Below are 17,615 nucleotides of genomic sequence, written 5' to 3'. Positions count from 1 at the left end.
TTCCAATCAATAAAGACATTATAACACCATCAATCGCCATATCGGGAATGATATCGTTGAAAATAGTGACATTCTGGCTCCAAATAAAAAACTATCTATTGCAGATAGCCTCGTTGACCCCAATCGCTGATAATGGCCCATTTTGGTTATTGAAAATTTCGTTGATAAATAGGATTTTGAGGCTGCCCATTGCTTAATTTTTTTATCTTAAAGGAATTTCCCAAACAATCTCGAATTAAATTGTAATATTCTCACGTATTGGAGGAATATGGTGGAGAATACATTTATTGCATTTCTGGACAGGTATTTGGACATTTGGAGGAATTGTTCTCTGGCTGAGATGAAACGAGTTGTAGCAAGGGATTTTCAGGCAAGGGAAGTAACGGATGGTTTGGTGTCCGATTTTGGTTTTGAGGAATCTATCACCGGCTGGGAAAAAGGCTTTAAGTTTATTAAAGAGAATGAAGCCCAATGGGATGTGAGCAAGGTCTCGATCCTTCAGCTTAGAGAGGGAGAAATGCTCGCTATTCTTTCGGCCACGATTATTATAAATGGGATTAGCCTGGATACAGCCAATTTGTTCTTCCAAACCTTCAAGGAAGATACCCTTGGAGAATGGAAGCTGGCCAGAAGCTATATTGAAGCTGGTATACCTTCAGAGAATATTAAAAGCCTGGCACTTAAATAAGGAGTTTCCTGGAAGCGATTCTGTCAGAAGGATCGTTTTTTTGAGGAGTAGAATGCAGGGCATAAGGAGCAAACAATATGATCAAACATGTAATTTTTGTTAGATGATAAAAATAGAAGAACTGGATGAAATGAGAAGAATGTCAATCAGGGAAAGGAGCGAGAAGCTGAATGTTCCTATGTATAAGATGCTTATGAACATTCCCCAGTTTTATAAAAGGTACCGGCAAGCCATTCAGGAAATTCATTTATTTCCGAAAATGAAGTATGTGCTGAATGAACTAGGCGGGAAAGGAATACAGACAGCCATTATATCATCAAACTCTGAAGAAAAATATTAGAGCCTTCCTTCTACGCAACGAGATTAAAAGTTCACAAAAATTCTTTGTTCCTATGATAAAAAAAGGTATTCCTTTGCCAGATGTCACATCTCCAAATCCAAAATCAAGTTCAAAGATATTCCATTAGGTGTAAAATTGACTGTTTTTGAAGAAATTGCTAATGATGTGGCTTTTAAATTGGTGGTTTGCTTACAAGCATGTGGCAAAGGTCAAGCAGATTCTATTCGTAATGATGTTGGAATGATGTGGCTTGGATTTTACATGGAATGGGTTACTGTTGGGAAGGTTTTAAAAACCTTAATGATTAAGCGCGGTTGGATTAAGGTCCCCCCGTATTACTATCCTCCGGGATCTCCACAACAGTAAAACCAACTTTATCTAAAAAGTTGGTTTTTTTAGGTACGGAAGGAATTTGCAGGCAAGAGCCAATATGCAAAAAGCTGCCTATTTGGCTGGAGCAGCTTTCACTAGAGCATATGTTGGGAATGTACATGCCATCGCTGAATGCCTCGTAAAGATTTTCGTAAATTAGACTAACTGCATCGGTGCTCTACTTCCTTGTCTCCCGCGTGTTGCTTCTGCCAATGTAGGCTTCAACTGCATGGGTTAAGGCATCAAGACCTGTTGCTGCTGTAATATGGGAAGGCAGTTTTACAGTAAGCAGAGGATTAAGTACAGCATAATGAGGTATAAGGTTGAGATCAATAATTGCATACTTTTCGTGGGTGCGGCTATCTGTTATCACCGCTGCTACAGTCGCTTCACTGCCTGTACCTGCAGTAGTTGGAACTGCGAATAGAGGAGGGATATCCTTTCTAATTTTAAATTGCCCTTTCATTTGTGAAATGCTCCTATCTGGCCTGGCGACACGGGCACCTACACCTTTTGCGCAGTCCATTGGTGAACCCCCGCCAAAAGCGATTATCCCCTGGCAATGATTGTTCTTATATAGTTCAAGTGCTTCCTCGATATTCTTGATGGTTGGATTCGGAACAGTTTTATCATAAATGAAAAACTCAATACCTCTGTTCTGCAACCCTTGAAGAAACCCACCCATTAACCCAAGCGAACGGATTCCGCTGTCTGTTACGATTAATATCCTGCTGATTGCATTCGTTTTAATAAAATCAGGCAATCTCTCCAGGCTATTAACTCCCTCTATTAATTTGGGTTCGCGCCATGGGAGGATAGGGGATACCAGTTTAAATATTCTCTGATAGACCCTGCAATAAGCTTTATACATTCCCTCACCCCAATCCTTATATTTTTGAAAATTCCAACATTATAATTCATATATACCTTTATGTTTAAAGGGGTGTCAATATGTGGAATGAGAAAAATATAGTTTTAAACAGAGACAGTCACTTGACATGATCGTTAATATATTTTATGATTATCTCGAAATCAAGATAAATTAATTCGAGATATTGAGAGAGGGTGATAACATGGAAAGACCCTGTCCCAACCAAACATTCCTGCTGCTGATGCAAACGTCCAAGGCTATTCAGGAACGTGTTAGGACAAATATCACCAGCTACAGTCTAAGCATGACGGAATTTTCGGTATTAGAGGTTCTTTATTATAAAGACATGCAAACAATCCACGAGATTGGGAAAAGAATCCTAATTACTAGTGGTTCCATGACTTATGTAATTGATAAACTCGAGGAGAAAGGTTTTACTAAGAGAGTAGCTTGCCCGAAAGATCGCCGGGCCATTCATATAGCTTTAACAGACAAGGGAAATGAAATATTGGGAAAAGTCATGCCGGAGCATCAAAAATGGGTGGATTCATTTTTTGAGGAGTTAAATCCAGTTGAGATGGAAAATCTGAACAACCTACTTGAAAAAATAAAAAGAAGAACTAAAAAATAAATTTTTTAAGTTATTATCTCGAATTGGAAATACTTGAATTTAGAATGCGAAAAATTAATGCTGCTGAAAAATATGAACAAATCAGGGACCACATCGAGCTGAGGTTGATTCAATTTAAAGTAAGAGAACTTGATAAATGAAAATAAAGGAGACGATTGGATGAAACATATTTTTCAAAAAGGAAAAGATCCTTCTAAACCAACATTATTATTGCTGCACGGAACAGGCGGTACAGAGTCCGACCTGCTTCCGCTAGCCAGCCATATTGATCCGGAAGCTTCAGTTTTGAGTGTTCGCGGAAATGTGCTAGAAAATGGTATGCCGCGATTTTTCCGCAGGTTGGCTGAAGGCATTTTTGATGAAGAGGATTTGATTTTCCGCACAAAGGAATTAAATGAGTTTCTTGATGAAGCGGCTGAAAAGTATGGGTTTGACCGTAAAAATATTGTGGCGGTTGGATATTCGAATGGAGCCAATATTGCAGGCAGTTTATTATTTCACTATCAAAAATCTTTAAAAGCGGCCATTCTTCATCATCCAATGGTGCCAAGAAGAGGTGTGGATCTTCCGGATTTGCAAGGTACTCCAGTATTTATTGCTGCTGGAACAAATGATCCGATCTGTCCTGCGGAGGAATCAACAGATTTACAGTCACTATTGGAAAATGCCGGAGCAAAAGTAGAACTTCATTGGGAAAATCATGGACACCAATTAACCATGGGCGAAGTTCAAGCAGCAGCCCGCTGGTATAAAGAAATATAAAAATAGTTAATTGGATTGGTAAAAAGGGAAGAGATTAAAAGAATAGGCGGTGCAGGCATGGGTTTTCTTTCAAGGTTATTTGGAAATTCAACAAAAAAGGAGACGGTCAATATGGCAAACGTAAAATTAGCAGTTATCTATTACAGCATGGGCGGAACTAATTACCAATTATCAAAATGGGCAGAAGAAGGTGCAAAGGAAGCAGGTACAGAAGTTAAGGTATTAAAGGTGCCTGAATTGGCACCACAATCTGCAATCGAAGGAAATCCGGCATGGAAAGCAACTGTTGAGGCAACGAAAGACGTTCCTGAAGTAACAGGTGATGACCTTGAATGGGCAGATGCTATTATCTTCAGCGTTCCAACACGATTCGGGAACATGCCTTCACAAATGAAGCAATTCCTTGATACAACTGGCGGTCTTTGGGCTCAAGGAAAGCTTGCCAATAAAGTGGTAAGTGCGATGACATCTGCTCAAAATCCGCATGGCGGCCAGGAAGCAACCATCCTTTCACTTTACACAACGATGTACCACTGGGGTGCTATTGTTGCGACACCAGGATATACAGATCCTGTTATTTTTGGAGCTGGCGGAAATCCTTACGGAACAAGCGTTACCGTTGACCAGGATGGAAAAATGATTGAAGATGTAGAGGCAGCAGTAAAGCACCAGGCAAAGCGTACAATAACTGTTGCGGAGTGGGTTAAAAAAGGGAATCAGTAATGGATTTTATTTGGAGGAGCAGTCGGCTGAAGCCGATTGCTCTCTTCACCATTTGAAGGGGAGAATTGAGGATGGAAAATAAGAAAATTTTTAAACGTGAGATTGCTGCAGTCAGGAATGTGCATTTGCATGAACACAGTCACATCCATTCAGCTGGCCCTGTCATTGAGCCTGGAAATTGGGAAAAGTATGATCCATTTTTGCTTCTTATGGAAGATAAGTTTCAAAAAGGTGCCTTCGATATCCACCCTCATCGTGGAATCGAAACCGTTACATATGTCATTGATGGAGCAATCGAGCACTATGACAGCCATTCAGGTGAAGGGGGCGTTCTGGGACCTGGTGATGTCCAATGGATGACTGCAGGCAGCGGAGTGGTCCATAATGAAGTGCCATCAGAAGGTATAACAGCGCACTCCTTGCAGCTGTGGATCAACCTTCCCCGTGAAAAGAAAATGACAGCACCAAGGTATCAAAATCTAAAAGGCAATGAAGTTCCAGTCAGAGAAGAGGAGGGTGCTGTTATCCGTATTTTTTCAGGCTCATCAAAAGATGTCGGTTCCCCTACTTTAAATCATGTGCCTGTAACGATGGTTGAGGCAAGGATGGAAGCAGGTGCTTCAGTCTCACAGGACTTGCCCGGCAGCTATAAGGGAATCATTTATATAATAGAAGGCAGCGGAGTTTTTGGGGAAAATGAAGTTCGCGCTTCCAAGGGACAGGTTCTGGAATTAGGTAATGGCGGGGACATTGAAACAGGCGAAATCAATTTTACAGCAGAAGAATCATTACGCTTTTTGCTTTATGCAGGAGAGCCTGTAAAAGAACCGGTTGTAGCCCGCGGTCCATTCGTGATGAATACAGAAGAAGAAATACGGGTAGCATATCAGGAATATATGCAGGGGACTTTTTTAAAATAGGCTCTGTTAAAACTTATTGTTGTTTTTAGCACCCTGTTAATTGGAGCGGAATGCACGAACTCCTCGAAAATGCATTCGCATTTTCTTCGTTCGGTGTTTATTCGAGGATGCTTATTCAACGTCCTGCGGGAGTGCGGATCAAAGGGAGACCCCGCAGGAGCAAAGCGACGAGGAGCGTCGGACCGCCCACGTTCGCTGAGTGCCTGCAGTGGAAATCAACAGGCTAATTTAACTGAGCCTTAAAATAAAGCAATCTAGAATAGAGCAATCGATTTGGATTGCTCTTTTTGATGTTTCTGTTTTGAATTTCTTTAAATGGTAGAATTGTTGAGGGAACTTATATTTTATTATGTGGAACCGTATCTTTTTGAGTGAAATTCTTAACTTATGTGCAGCTTTTTAAATATATGAACCACTTTCGCCTAGTTGCGATTAACCTTTTTATTTTTATGAATATGCCCTAAAATATATATGCCGCTTTTCCGATTTATCGTGCTATTCCTTGCTGCTGCAGGTTCTGAAAAAGGCAGCCAAATGGAAAAAAGAAGGAATAAAAACATATTTAGAGAAGTCTTTATCATTTCAATATAAGGAGGACCTGAGAATGTACGAATTAAAAACAAAAGAGAATGATAACAGTGTTATCGAGTTTATAGAAAAGGTCGATAGTCTGAAAAAGCGTGAGGATGCTTATAAGCTGCTGGATATTTTTACGGAAACAACCGGTTATCAGGCCAATATGTGGGGGCCAAGCATTATTGGGTTTGGATCCTACCATTACAAATATGAGACAGGCCATGAAGGCGATGCACCGCTTGTAGGCTTCTCGCCGAGAAAAGCAAAAATCAGTTTATATTTTGCAACAGGTGATACGAAGCGTGAAGAACTGCTTAAGAAATTTGGAAAGCATACTTCTGGAAAGGCCTGTGTGTACATAAACAAAGTGGCGGATATTGATGTGGATGTTTTAAAGGAGCTAATCCTTCAATCGATTAAATTTTTGCGGGAGACATACCCGGAGAAATAGAGGCTGGTGGGCCTAGATGAGCTTAGTGAATCTGGAAGAATAACAAGATAGGATATCTTTAATATGGGATTGCCTGATAGACATCTATCTGCTGTTGAGGGATTTATATTTTGGATTGCATATTACGTATGAATGTATAATGGAAAAATGATAAGAAAAAAAGTATCAAATGAAAGGCAAAGAAAGTTAGCCCTATCAACTTGGCTAACTTTATTGTTGTGCAGCAGTTATAATTGCATGTAATTATAGTTGAAAAGTCGGTTTTATCCTTTTAAGAAAGTTAACGCTTGTTTTACAGATTTCATAGTAATAATTGATTGATGGCTTCTGCCCATATTATCAAGCGCTTTTTGTGCGAGTTCGGGACGTATTCCTGTAATAATTGGCTGAATGCCGAGCAGACGCATAATCGCTTCAATTTTAATTAAGAAATCGACAACAACTTCATCAATATTATAAATTCCAGAAAAATCGATAATAATATGTTTTACATCTTTTTCGGTTTTTAATTTTGTTGGCAATGTTTCCAATAGGATTTGAGCTTTATCATAATCGATCGTACCGACCAGAGGAATGATTGAAATACCATCCAGTACAGGTACAATGGGAGTGGAAACCTCGTTAAGTCTTTTTTTATATTCGTGTTCCATTTCCTTTTTGTCTGTGATATCTCTTAAGACTGAGAGTATGGCCCGCTTCTCACCGTATGGGAAGGGGTGACACGAAAGTTCCACCTCCAAGATAGACCCGTCTGAAGTAACGATTGTTTGTTCTAGAAGTGCACCTATTTCGTTTTCCTCTAATGCTCTGCGTATACGCTCTTTAATTCTCCCTTTTGCATCATCAGGGAAAATATCAAGTACTTCCGCTCCAATTAGGTCTTCCCTTGGTGCTCCCAGCATTTTTGAACCGGGGTTATTAATATATAAAACTTTGTAATCGCTATGAACGATAGTGGTTTCAAAGGTATTTTCAACGATTTGCCGGTATAACTCATTCCGTGCATGATCGGGTATCGAGCCAGTTGAAAGATCTTGCATTCTATTTCCCTCCAAACTTCGTATTTCCATTAACTATAACATAGTAAGGAAAGAGATAAAAATCCTTCGGGATATAGAAATAAACCATACAAGAAAAAAGGATTATCAATTTGCGGGTCACAAAATATAGTTATTCAAAAAATAACGAATGGGGGAGAAAGAAGCGCGAAAATGGACGCAATAAAATTCGAGAAGGACACAAAACAGGGTAGGACTTTTTAAGTGAAAAATATCATTAACCATAGCATAAACAGCTTATGCAAAAAAGGTTACTGCATTCATGTTGTGGTATAGCTAGTAATGGGGGCAATAAATAAGGCCAGATATAATAATGTATTTGAAATGGAGGTTCTTAGATGAAAAATAAACCAACAGACAGAATGAAGCGGGAGGATGTTCCAAAAAATCAAAAGTGGGACTTGACCGCTCTTTTTGAAACCAAGGGTAAGTGGGAAAAAGAATTACAGGCCGTAAGAGAAGATCTTTCAAGCGTAACAATGTTTAAAGGCAGACTTCAGGAGAGCGCAAAAATGCTGCTTGATTGCCTGGAAGCAAAAGAAAAGCTGCTTGAGCGATTTAATTTAGTATTCATGTATGCGGATTTGCGTTTGTCTGTAGACAATACAGACACTGAGAGACAGAAGGACTCAGCAAAAGCGTCGGAGACACGGTCTGAAATGAATGCAGCACTATCGTTTGTGGAAAATGAAATTATAGCCCTTCCAGAGGAGAAGGTTAAAAAGTTTATAGAGGAAGAACAGGGGCTGCAGCCTTTTGAAAAGTATTTCGCTGATTTGCATGAAAGGAAGGCCCATGTACTAGGCGAGGAAACAGAAGAGGCTTTGGCAGCCCTTGGCTCACTTTTCAGTGCACCGTACAACATTTACAACCGTGGAAAGCTGTCTGATATGCAGTTTGATTCATTTACAGATGAAGAAGGAAAAGAATGGCCGCTTTCGTTTGCTCTGTATGCAGGAAAGTATTGCTCATCGTCTTCCGCCGATATTCGCAGAAATGCCTATGATTCTTTCAATAAAACATTAAACCAGTATAAACATACTTTTGCGGCAGCTTATGCAGCGAATGTAAACCATGAAGTGACAATGGCGCGTCTGCGAGGATATGATTCTGTCACGGACATGCTGCTTCAGCCCCAGCAGGTCACGAAGGAAATGTACCATAACCAGCTGGATGTCATTCTGGAAGAATTGGCGCCGCACATGCGAAAATATGCGATTCTGAAAAAACGTGTTCTGGGATTGGACAAGATGACTTTTGCTGATATTAAAGCGCCGCTTGATCCGGACTTCAAGATTGAGACTAGCTACGAGGAAGCTTTAAAAACAGTGAAGGATGCCTTGGAAATTATGGGTTCAGAATATATGGATATGATTAATACAGCTTTAACGGAAAGGTGGGTTGATTATGCAGATAATATCGGGAAATCAACAGGCGCATTCTGTTCCAGCCCATACGGAGCCCACCCATATGTACTTATGACTTGGCCCGATACAATGCGGGGGGCCTATACGCTTGCACATGAACTGGGTCATGCCGGACATTTTTACCTTGCAGGAAAAAATCAGAGAATGGTGAATACAAGGCCATCACGATATTTTATTGAGGCACCATCCACCATGAATGAGATGCTGCTCAGCAACCATCTCCTCTCCAAAACGACTGATAATCGGACAAAGCGCTGGGTCATTCTCCAGCAGCTGGGTACGTATTATCATAACTTTGTCACTCATTTGCTGGAAGGAGAGCTGCAGAGGAGAGTTTACAAATTAGCTGAGGACGGTGAACCAATAACAGCCAGTGTGCTGTCTGAGCAAAAATCGGATGTTCTCAGGAAGTTCTGGGGAGATACGGTTGAAATCGATGGAGGAGCCAGCCTAACTTGGATGCACCAGCCTCATTATTATATGGGATTGTATCCATATACCTATTCAGCTGGTCTAACCGTGTCTACGATCGTATCCAAACAAATAATTGAGGAAGGCAATCCCGCAGTCGAAAGATGGCTGGATGTATTAAGAGCCGGCGGAACGCTCAAGCCTCTGGATTTGATTAAAAAGGCAGGTGTTAATATGTCCAAACCGGATCCTATCCGCGAGGCCGTAGCCCATGTCGGCAGCCTGATTGATGAGCTTGAGGAGAGATTTTAGCGGATAAAAAAAGGATGTTACGAGAAAAAGATAGAAGGAGAGAACATTACCAATTACTAATTATTAAGGCAGTGTTTAAGCACATTCTTGGTTTTGGGACTTTGTTAAAATGGGAGGGGCGAGATCCTTGAAAATGCATACGCATTTCTTCGTGCGGTGTTTATTCTGGGATGCTTATTCAAAGTCCTGGGGATCAAAGGGAGACCCAGCAGAGACTCAAGTCGACAAGGAGGCACCCGGACCGTCCACGGTTCACTGACATGGAGCGGAAATGAACAGGCAGGGTTAAAAGAGCTAAAAATTAAAAATGTTAAATTTCTATGTTGATTTTCCCCTGTAGCAGACAGATTTAAAGGAACAAGTTATGATGTTTCTGCAGGTCAAACTGACAGGGGATTTTTTTGTTCCAAAATTATATAAGATAGCATTAATTTACCAGTTACTTCCACTCGAAAATAATATATTTTGTATTTATATGTTAGTATTTGAAGGTGATTACATGCAGCCGAGCCTGACTCCTCTACAACCAAAAATAAAACGCAGGAAAAATAAGCTTTATATATCAATTAATAAGAAATTTGTGTTCAGCCATTTAATTTCGGTGGCTTGGCTTGCTTTTTCATTTTATTTTTCGTTGCCCTGGCTGGAGGATTTGTCTGCAATTATTTCTCTGCCCTTAGGGATAATCGTGATCGGAGGAATCGCTTATGTACCGGGTTATATGAATGCTTTTCTCGTTATGAGCCTTCTTTTGGACAGGCAGCCTCCTTTTAAAAACCAGCAGCCTAATGATGATATAACGTTGCTTGTGGCAGCATTTAATGAAGAGGAATCCATTTTTCAAACTTTGAGTTATGTGGCAGACCAGGATTATGAAGGTAAGATAAACGTTATAGTTATAGATAATCATTCATCAGATCGTACATATGAACAGCTGATAAAAGCACAAAAAGAATTGCCCCTGGACATACATATTTTAAAAGAGCCCTTGCCAGGCAAGTTTCATGCACTGAATAAAGGTTTGCTGCATGTTACAACCCGGTACGTAATTACCCTTGATGCTGATACTCTCCTGCATCCATCAGCCGTCCGTTTTTTAGTGTCACGAATGGAAAGCAGCCCGGCAAATGTCGGAGCTGTTGCGGGCTCCATGCTTGTAAGGAACAGCCGGGACAACATTTGGACGAAAATTCAGGAGTGGGATTATTATCTGGGGATTGCATCAATTAAAAGATTGCAAGGTTTGTACCAAGGCACACTGGTAGCCCAAGGAGCATTTAGTTTGTATAAAACAGAATGTGTCCGGCAGGTTGGTGGCTGGCCGAATGCTATTGGGGAAGATATTGTTCTAACCTGGCGTCTCCTCCAAAAAGGGTGGAGGGTTTATTTTGAACCGCTGGCAGCCGCATTTACAGATGTCCCTTCAAACCTGCCGCATTTTGCAAAGCAGAGGTCAAGATGGGCGAGGGGAATGATCGAGGGATTGAGTGAAATCAAACCATGGAATCAGCCGCAGCTGTACACTAAGTACTTAACAGGTGTAAACTTTGTCATGCCTTACCTGGATATTGTATATACTTTCTTCTGGCTCCCCGGTTTGGTGCTTGCCTTCTTCGGTTATTATTGGATTGTCGGCCCGATGACGCTGTTTGTTTTGCCACTTACTGTATTAAACTATGGGATATTGTATTTTTATAAGAAACAGTACGTTTTTAAAAACCTGAACTTAAAGGTAAGGAAAAATGCAATTGGGTTTATTTTATTTATCCTTTGCTATCAGATGATTATGTCTCCCATTTCTGTCTGGGGCTATTATCAGGAGCTCTTCAAATTAAAACGTGTTTGGAAATAAGCTGTTAAAATGAAACCTCGCTGTTTACCTCAGCGGAGTTTTTTTGTTGAAATGCTTTTATGAAATTTGTTTTTACTTTATTTTCACAGGTAATTTATCTTTTAAAATAATGCACCTTTACTAAAGATATTCTTATAATATTTAAGGAAAATGAAAAAAACTTATTTGCAGACTTATAGATACAAAAACCTTTTCATTGCATTTAGTTTGCCTTGGAGATAAAATGTTTACCAAAGGAAACTTTTTAAGGTAGGCGCATATACTTTATAAAAATGGATATATATTTTTTTAACACAAAAGTTGCCCTGGATAAACTTTTTTGGCAACAGTGAAAAAGGAGAGAAGAAAATGTCGCAGGAAGTTTTATTTGCGTTTAGTTTAACGTTGTTCGCCGGTTTAGCGACAGGGATTGGCAGCTTAATGGCGTTTTTTACTTCCAGAACAAATACAAAGTTTTTATCTTTGGCACTCGGCTTTTCTGCAGGAGTCATGATTTATGTATCCATGATTGAAATTTTTGTTAAAGCGAAGGATGCACTGGTAGGGGCAATGGGTGTAGTAAGCGGGAATTGGGCAACAGTGGGCGGCTTTTTTGGCGGGATGATCCTAATCGCATTAATAGATAGATTTATTCCAAAACAGGATAATCCGCATGAAGTGAGAACAGTAGAGGAAATGAATGACCCTAGCAAGGCTGCTGAGCATCAAGGGCTATTAAAAATGGGTACCTTTGCAGCATTGGCCATTGGCATCCATAACTTCCCGGAAGGTATTGCGACTTTTACATCAGCACTTCAGGATCCGGGTCTGGGGATTGCCATTGCAGCAGCAATTGCCATTCACAACATTCCGGAGGGAATTGCTGTGTCGGTACCAGTTTATTATGCAACAGGAAGCAAAAAGAAAGCTTTTAAGTTATCATTCTTATCCGGGCTCTCTGAGCCGATTGGGGCTTTGGTGGCTTATCTGATTCTTATGCCTTACTTAAACGATATTATGTTTGGTGTCATTTTTGCCGCGGTAGCAGGCATCATGGTGTTTATCTCTCTTGATGAATTATTGCCGGCTGCGAAGAAATATGATGAAGCCCATACGTCCATTTACGGTCTCGTCGCCGGGATGGCGGTTATGGCACTAAGTTTGCTTCTGTTTATTTAACAAAAAAGGCAGTCCCTCATTCTAGTGAGAGACTGCCTTTTTCTTGCTTCTGATCTGATTAATGGGCAGACCCCTTATCAAAATTGCTGCCGCTAACATCTGCAATATTCTCAATAGCCACTAAGGCATTTGGATCAATGTCTTCCACAATTGAGCGCAATGTAGATAATTCAATTCGGGTCACAATTGTATAAATTATTTTCTTTGGCTCGCCTGTAAAAACACCCTGGCCTTGAATATAGGTCATTCCGCGGCCTAATTGTTTAATGAGTGCATCAGATATCTCTTCGGGAACATCGGAAATAATAGTAACCGACTTTAATTCTTCCAAACCTTCGACGACAATATCAATCATCTTATAAGCGATATAATAGGTGATAATCGAATACATAGCTGTTTCCCAGCTGAAAACCAGGAATGCAGCCAGTATGAAGATGAATACATTGACAATCATAATAAATTGTCCTACTGATACAGGACGCTTCTTGCTGACGAGGATGGCGATAATCTCTGTCCCATCCAAAGAACCGCCAGTTCTAATTACGAGGCCTACACCTGTTCCAAGGATAACTGCTCCAATAATCGTGGCTAAAAATAAGTCATCTGTTACCGGTTCAAAATGATGCAAATAAGCTGTACTTGCTGATAGAACGATAACCCCATATAAAGTATGTATGGTAAACTTGGTCCCGATTTTTCGATAGCCAATATAAAGGAATGGCAAATTCAATATAATCAGGAATAAACTCATTGTCATTCCGGTTAGCTCGGCAGCAATGATTGAAAGGCCGATCACACCGCCATCCAGAATATTATTGGGAACCAGGAAAAACTCAAGCCCAGCTGCTGCGATGATGGCTCCAATCGTAATCATAACCATCTGTCTTACTTCTTTTAAAACACGCTTTTTTTTCGTCATTGCCAATAGGATCAAGCCTTTCTTTTTGCAAAATACTTTAGTATTATATCATTTTTTCAGAAAAAATTTTAAGACAAAGCATCGCGGACAAAGTTTTGCACCTTGAGAGGTATTCGGAATGTAGGTGCAGAATGTGATTAAATGGAAAATTATTAAGAATTGGGGAGAAACAAATGACTTCAACCTATGTAAATTGGGGGCAAGCAAAAGTCAAACTAACTTGGCAGGAGACAATACAACTACCTGAATATGGTTTAATTACTAGCGTACATGGGCTTTGTTTTTATGAAAACAAACTTTTGTTAGTAAATTTAAACCACCGCGGCTGGGATATTCCCGGCGGACATATTGAGCAGGGTGAAAACCCGGAACAATGCTTAAAACGTGAAGCAATGGAAGAAGGCTATGTGGAAGGGGAATGTAAGCTTTTGGGACATGTTATCGTAGATCATAGTAAAAACTCACAATGGAATGAATGCAGTCCTTATCCCAAGCTAGGATATCAGGTATATTACCGAATGAATATTAAGAAGATGCATGACTTTGAAGGAAAGTTTGAATCAGTGGAAAGAACATTGATTGATCCAATAAGAGTATCAGACTATTTCAAGGGGTGGCATGAGGTCCTGGCACAGACGCTTGTATGTGCTTTGAAAGAAGGATAGTAGAATTCTTTAAAAAAGGATGGTCGATAGATGAAATCAGTGAACTTTAATGTGCCCAAATTAGAAACGGTTCGCCTTATGCTCAGAAAGCTCACTTTGGGGGACCTTGAGGATATGCATACATACACATCATCTATTGAAGTAACAAAATATGTCCCATTCCCAGATCAAAAAAGCTTAGCAGACATCGAAGCTTTTATCCAAGATGTAATGGAGCAATACGAAAATAATAAAACAGCGCCATGGGGATAGAGCTTAAAGAAAGCGCAAACTTATTGGCACAATCGAGTATGTCTCCTGGGAACCGGCACATCATACTGCAGAAATAGCTTATGTGCTTTCTGAAGACCATTGGGGTAGAGGGATTGGCACAGAAGCAGCAAAGGAAGTAATTAAATTTGGGTTTGCAGCAATGGATTTAATCCGAATCCAGGCAAGAAGCTTCTCAGAAAATATTGCTTCACAGCGGCTTCTGGAGAAAGCTGGGATGTCACTTGAAGATATCTTGAGGAAAGCTTATTTTTAAAAGGCAAGCAGAGGGATATCGTGATGTATTCTATTTTGAAGGAAGAATTTTTGCAGATAAACTAAAAAGAGCGTTTATGCTTTTTTTTATTTCTGGCTGTGTTGAAGCGTATTTGTTGATTTTGGCACCCTGTTGATTGAAGTAGAAGGGGGAGACTCCAGCTGAGCAGTGTGTCGAAGGGAGACCCCACAGGCGCGAAAGCGCCGAGGAGGCTCCTATTAGACCGCCCGAGGATAGCTGAGTCCCTGGAGCGGAAATCAACAGGCAAGTTTAACAGAGCCTTAGAACCGAACTGTTACCTTCATGAGCCTTTCTTACTGCTGGCAAGTTTTTTGCGGTCTTTCGTGCCAGGAGGCTTCTCCATCCAATGGTGTTTGATCATGATATCAGCCCCGGTTTTGGCGTACTTGGCAATTTCAATGGATAAACGCTCATAATTCATGGCTAAATCACTTCGCTGGCTCGCTGCAGCTGCTGTTGCATAATTCCCGGTTCCTGCCGCACTAATTAAACTCATATGAAACATTACCAGCTTATCTGAGAAGGTCTTTGTTACCGAATTGCTTACACTGACATCAGGCAAACGAGGGGTGGGAATATCATTTTGCAGCAAAATATCTGAAAAAATTTTAATATGCTTATTTGCTATTTCAGCTCCCCTGAGCATAAAATCTGAAACCTCTTTAGAAGGGGAGGTCTGTGCAAAGCTGAGGCTTAAATTCACACCCATTGCGTTGGTCATAACATTCATGTATAAATGGGAAATCTCAATTGCATTTAAGGGCCTTTTATTCGCCAACGGATTTAATCCGCTTAAATAATTCTTGGTGTCTATATACTCAGTTACATTCGGTGTTTCAATATATGGATGTCTCGCAAGCAGTCCTTTTTTAAGTGCTGTCCTATTGGATTTATTATAGAGAACGGAGGTTTCATATAGCCCTTTTGTATAGTAATCGCAGATGTCTTCCCTCGAGCTCATGGACAGAAAGCCCCCATACGCAATCAACCCTGTTCTTGCCATATGATTTACATAGGTTAAACAGAAGATATCAGAGAAAAGCCAGGGTGCACCCATATAGACGTCATTGTCTGAAAAACCATCAGGAAGGGCAAGCTCGTCCTGTTTATAAAACTTCACCAGTTTCTTCAAATGGCCGGATGCCAAATCATACGCATATTGGACCACCCCTTTTATTTCCTTATCTTCCAGATGCTTAAGCATAAATCCTAAAACACACCTTGCCATGCTATCATTCATATATGATGTCCATAGGGAAGCTATTTCAGCTGCCGTTAAACGTGTCTTGTTCTGGTGCATTCCTAAGCCTCCTGAAAAAGTGGTTGGGTATGTATAAATTATATTTTTTTCCTTACTATGGGTTATTATTCCTAAATGAAAGTTATTTATGAACCTGTAAAACACATGCACTTGAAACATCCTGTCCGCAAATAAACCCTGGCTAAACGAAAATTTTTACCTGCATAAAGAATGGCTTCCTGCAGATGAAAATACCATACGGACATAGATAAGGGTTATGCGTACAAGATTTTTTTATTCGCAATGAACTGGTACCGCATATAAATATCCTTTTTTAATAAAAGAGCTATAAAAAATGGCATTTCTGAATCTTTTTTTCGGAATTCTTCGTAAACATGTATATATGCGGATAAAAACATGTTTGAAGCGAAATTTAGCACTGCAATGAAAGGGGAGTCGGTTAATTGATACATACTTGTAAATTTTTTAGTATAGCGTTCATTTTCATTTTATTATCTGCCTGTTCACAGCAGGCTGCACATCCTTTGGTGAAAGAAGAAATTAAAGGAATACAGGAATTTCCTCATGATTTTAAAATACCGGCTTATATGCCATTTGAGGTAAAAGAAACAACTCTTTTCAGCTACCATGATGGAAAAGATCTAGGCAGAACGGACAGCCATTACAGTGTCGAGATTTCATTTAAAGGAAGAGCTGAACATGATTGGATTATCATAGGTGTTATGCCTGAGATTGCACTTGAAAATTCAACAGGTACCGAAGAAAAGCAAATCCAATTAAGTGATGGAACGAAAGCAGAGTATTATTATAATGAAGCCACCCAAATCGTTACCTGGAATGAATCAGGACTAAATTATAATATTACCGTATATTTAAATAATCGTGGCAAGGAGCAATATTCTCAAGAAGAGTTAATTAAAATTGCAGATTCACTGGAGCCATTTTACAGGAGTAAATAGGTTTTCGAAAGCGGGCTGATTTTTGTTGAACAGAATTATGGTAATTGGGATCTCGGCAGGGGCAGGCAAATCCACGTTTGCCAGGGAAGTCGGAGAAGCATTGGGAATAGAGGTTATTCATCTGGACGCGATATTTTGGAAGCCTGGCTGGGTGGAGAGCGAACTAGAAGAATTTTCGGCAGCACAGCGGGGAATTGTCAAAAAACAACAGTGGATCATGGAAGGCAATTACAGCAATACCTTTGATATCAGGGCTGATATGTGTGATACGGTTATTTACCTTGAGCTTCCATTATACATCTGCCTGTACCGAGTTTTGAAAAGGTGGATAACCAATATTGGCAGAACCCGGGCGGACATGGCTGAGGGGTTCCAGGAAAAAATGGACTGGCCATTTATTAAATTCATCATCACAACTTATGGACCCCGCAAGAAAAAGATGGCAGAACGGCTAATGAAATTTCATGCTGCAGGAAAAAAGGTCATTGTGCTGAGGAGTCAAGAGGAGATTGAATTATATGTAAAAGGCTTGGAAGGCAAGGTAAATCGGGTTTGTTAGTTAAAGCTTAAAAATCTGTTTAGTACAATTAGAGATTCATAAATTTGAAAAATGATGCAAAGAAAGTCAAAAGTGGTTCATAAATTGAAAAAGTTGAACGCATAAATCAAAAAGTGGTTCTAAAGATCCGAAAGTGACGCATAAACGACTAAA

The 17,615-nt window shown here is 40.1% G+C and carries 20 protein-coding genes; 16 read left to right on the top strand and 4 right to left on the bottom strand.

Translation table 11 applies throughout. The annotated features are described in order from the left end of the window. Positions 1–268 precede the first annotated feature (268 nt). The 3 genes from DFO73_RS13235 to DFO73_RS13225 all read left to right on the top strand — a co-directional run bounded on the left by DFO73_RS13235 (position 269) and on the right by DFO73_RS13225 (position 1,394). On the top strand, positions 269–688 hold the full coding sequence (locus DFO73_RS13235) for a flavoprotein (RefSeq protein WP_258309465.1): 420 nt from the start codon (positions 269–271) through the stop codon (positions 686–688). Positions 689–791: 103 nt separating this feature from the next. Continuing rightward, a complete protein-coding gene (locus tag DFO73_RS13230; protein WP_110065213.1) occupies positions 792–1,028 on the top strand; it encodes an HAD hydrolase-like protein in 237 nt (78 codons plus the stop codon). A gap of 135 nt (positions 1,029–1,163) precedes the next feature. Then, positions 1,164–1,394, top strand: coding sequence for a DUF3231 family protein (locus DFO73_RS13225; protein ID WP_258309464.1), 231 nt, complete (start codon positions 1,164–1,166; stop codon positions 1,392–1,394). 184 nt (positions 1,395–1,578) lie between these two features. Here the strand turns inward: DFO73_RS13225 and DFO73_RS13215 are convergent, their stop codons facing one another. Further along, positions 1,579–2,271: an iron-containing alcohol dehydrogenase gene (locus tag DFO73_RS13215; protein ID WP_110065212.1), complete on the bottom strand. Its 693-nt coding sequence runs from the start codon at positions 2,269–2,271 to the stop codon at positions 1,579–1,581. Positions 2,272–2,473: 202 nt separating this feature from the next. Here DFO73_RS13215 and DFO73_RS13210 point away from each other — a divergent pair, with 202 nt between their 5' ends. From DFO73_RS13210 to DFO73_RS13190, 5 genes are all read left to right on the top strand, one after another. Continuing rightward, positions 2,474–2,902: a MarR family winged helix-turn-helix transcriptional regulator gene (locus DFO73_RS13210; protein ID WP_110065211.1), complete on the top strand. Its 429-nt coding sequence runs from the start codon at positions 2,474–2,476 to the stop codon at positions 2,900–2,902. Positions 2,903–3,061: 159 nt separating this feature from the next. Then, positions 3,062–3,664, top strand: coding sequence for an alpha/beta hydrolase (locus DFO73_RS13205; protein ID WP_110065210.1), 603 nt, complete (start codon positions 3,062–3,064; stop codon positions 3,662–3,664). 111 nt (positions 3,665–3,775) lie between these two features. Next, positions 3,776–4,387 carry an NAD(P)H:quinone oxidoreductase gene (wrbA, locus tag DFO73_RS13200; protein WP_110065331.1) on the top strand — a complete coding sequence of 204 codons (612 nt, stop codon included), beginning with the start codon at positions 3,776–3,778 and terminating at the stop codon, positions 4,385–4,387. 71 nt (positions 4,388–4,458) lie between these two features. Beyond that, positions 4,459–5,307, top strand: coding sequence for a pirin family protein (locus tag DFO73_RS13195; RefSeq protein WP_110065209.1), 849 nt, complete (start codon positions 4,459–4,461; stop codon positions 5,305–5,307). Positions 5,308–5,911: 604 nt separating this feature from the next. After that, positions 5,912–6,334: a DUF1801 domain-containing protein gene (locus tag DFO73_RS13190; RefSeq protein WP_110065208.1), complete on the top strand. Its 423-nt coding sequence runs from the start codon at positions 5,912–5,914 to the stop codon at positions 6,332–6,334. Positions 6,335–6,597: 263 nt separating this feature from the next. Here the strand turns inward: DFO73_RS13190 and DFO73_RS13185 are convergent, their stop codons facing one another. Continuing rightward, positions 6,598–7,374, bottom strand: a complete 777-nt coding sequence (locus tag DFO73_RS13185; protein ID WP_110065207.1) for a PAS domain S-box protein — start codon at positions 7,372–7,374, stop codon at positions 6,598–6,600. A 356-nt stretch (positions 7,375–7,730) separates the two neighbouring features. Here DFO73_RS13185 and pepF point away from each other — a divergent pair, with 356 nt between their 5' ends. The 3 genes from pepF (at position 7,731) to zupT (ending at position 12,552) form a co-directional block, all read left to right on the top strand. After that, positions 7,731–9,542, top strand: coding sequence for an oligoendopeptidase F (pepF, locus tag DFO73_RS13180; protein WP_110065206.1), 1,812 nt, complete (start codon positions 7,731–7,733; stop codon positions 9,540–9,542). A 499-nt stretch (positions 9,543–10,041) separates the two neighbouring features. Continuing rightward, positions 10,042–11,394, top strand: coding sequence for a glycosyltransferase family 2 protein (locus tag DFO73_RS13175; RefSeq protein WP_110065330.1), 1,353 nt, complete (start codon positions 10,042–10,044; stop codon positions 11,392–11,394). Between the two features lie 348 nt (positions 11,395–11,742). Next, positions 11,743–12,552: a zinc transporter ZupT gene (gene zupT, locus DFO73_RS13170; protein WP_110065205.1), complete on the top strand. Its 810-nt coding sequence runs from the start codon at positions 11,743–11,745 to the stop codon at positions 12,550–12,552. A gap of 58 nt (positions 12,553–12,610) precedes the next feature. Here zupT and DFO73_RS13165 read toward each other — a convergent pair whose 3' ends face one another. Continuing rightward, positions 12,611–13,471 (bottom strand): YitT family protein, encoded by an 861-nt coding sequence (locus DFO73_RS13165; RefSeq protein WP_110065329.1) that lies wholly within the window; start codon positions 13,469–13,471, stop codon positions 12,611–12,613. Between the two features lie 173 nt (positions 13,472–13,644). Here DFO73_RS13165 and DFO73_RS13160 point away from each other — a divergent pair, with 173 nt between their 5' ends. From DFO73_RS13160 to DFO73_RS29620, 3 genes are read left to right on the top strand one after another with little or no spacing between them, the layout of a single operon-like run. After that, complete coding sequence (locus tag DFO73_RS13160; protein WP_110065204.1) at positions 13,645–14,136, top strand: NUDIX hydrolase; 492 nt, start codon at positions 13,645–13,647, stop codon at positions 14,134–14,136. 30 nt (positions 14,137–14,166) lie between these two features. After that, positions 14,167–14,388: a GNAT family N-acetyltransferase gene (locus DFO73_RS29625; protein WP_309043131.1), complete on the top strand. Its 222-nt coding sequence runs from the start codon at positions 14,167–14,169 to the stop codon at positions 14,386–14,388. Positions 14,389–14,410: 22 nt separating this feature from the next. Further along, a complete protein-coding gene (locus tag DFO73_RS29620; protein WP_309043202.1) occupies positions 14,411–14,662 on the top strand; it encodes a GNAT family N-acetyltransferase in 252 nt (83 codons plus the stop codon). A 301-nt stretch (positions 14,663–14,963) separates the two neighbouring features. On the opposite strand, the gene DFO73_RS13150 is transcribed toward DFO73_RS29620, so the two are convergent. Beyond that, on the bottom strand, positions 14,964–15,983 hold the full coding sequence (locus tag DFO73_RS13150) for a DUF3231 family protein (protein ID WP_110065203.1): 1,020 nt from the start codon (positions 15,981–15,983) through the stop codon (positions 14,964–14,966). A gap of 404 nt (positions 15,984–16,387) precedes the next feature. Here DFO73_RS13150 and DFO73_RS13145 point away from each other — a divergent pair, with 404 nt between their 5' ends. Together DFO73_RS13145 and DFO73_RS13140 are read left to right on the top strand one after the other, a co-directional pair. Next, positions 16,388–16,903, top strand: coding sequence for a hypothetical protein (locus tag DFO73_RS13145; protein WP_110065202.1), 516 nt, complete (start codon positions 16,388–16,390; stop codon positions 16,901–16,903). 25 nt (positions 16,904–16,928) lie between these two features. Continuing rightward, positions 16,929–17,462 carry a topology modulation protein gene (locus DFO73_RS13140; RefSeq protein ID WP_110065328.1) on the top strand — a complete coding sequence of 178 codons (534 nt, stop codon included), beginning with the start codon at positions 16,929–16,931 and terminating at the stop codon, positions 17,460–17,462. Positions 17,463–17,615 lie beyond the last annotated feature (153 nt).

The sequence above is a fragment of the Cytobacillus oceanisediminis genome (genome assembly GCF_003182355.1).
In the GTDB taxonomy this organism is placed as follows: Bacteria; Bacillota; Bacilli; order Bacillales; family Cytobacillaceae; genus Cytobacillus; species Cytobacillus oceanisediminis_A.
This window is presented reverse-complemented; position numbering and strand designations above follow the sequence as displayed.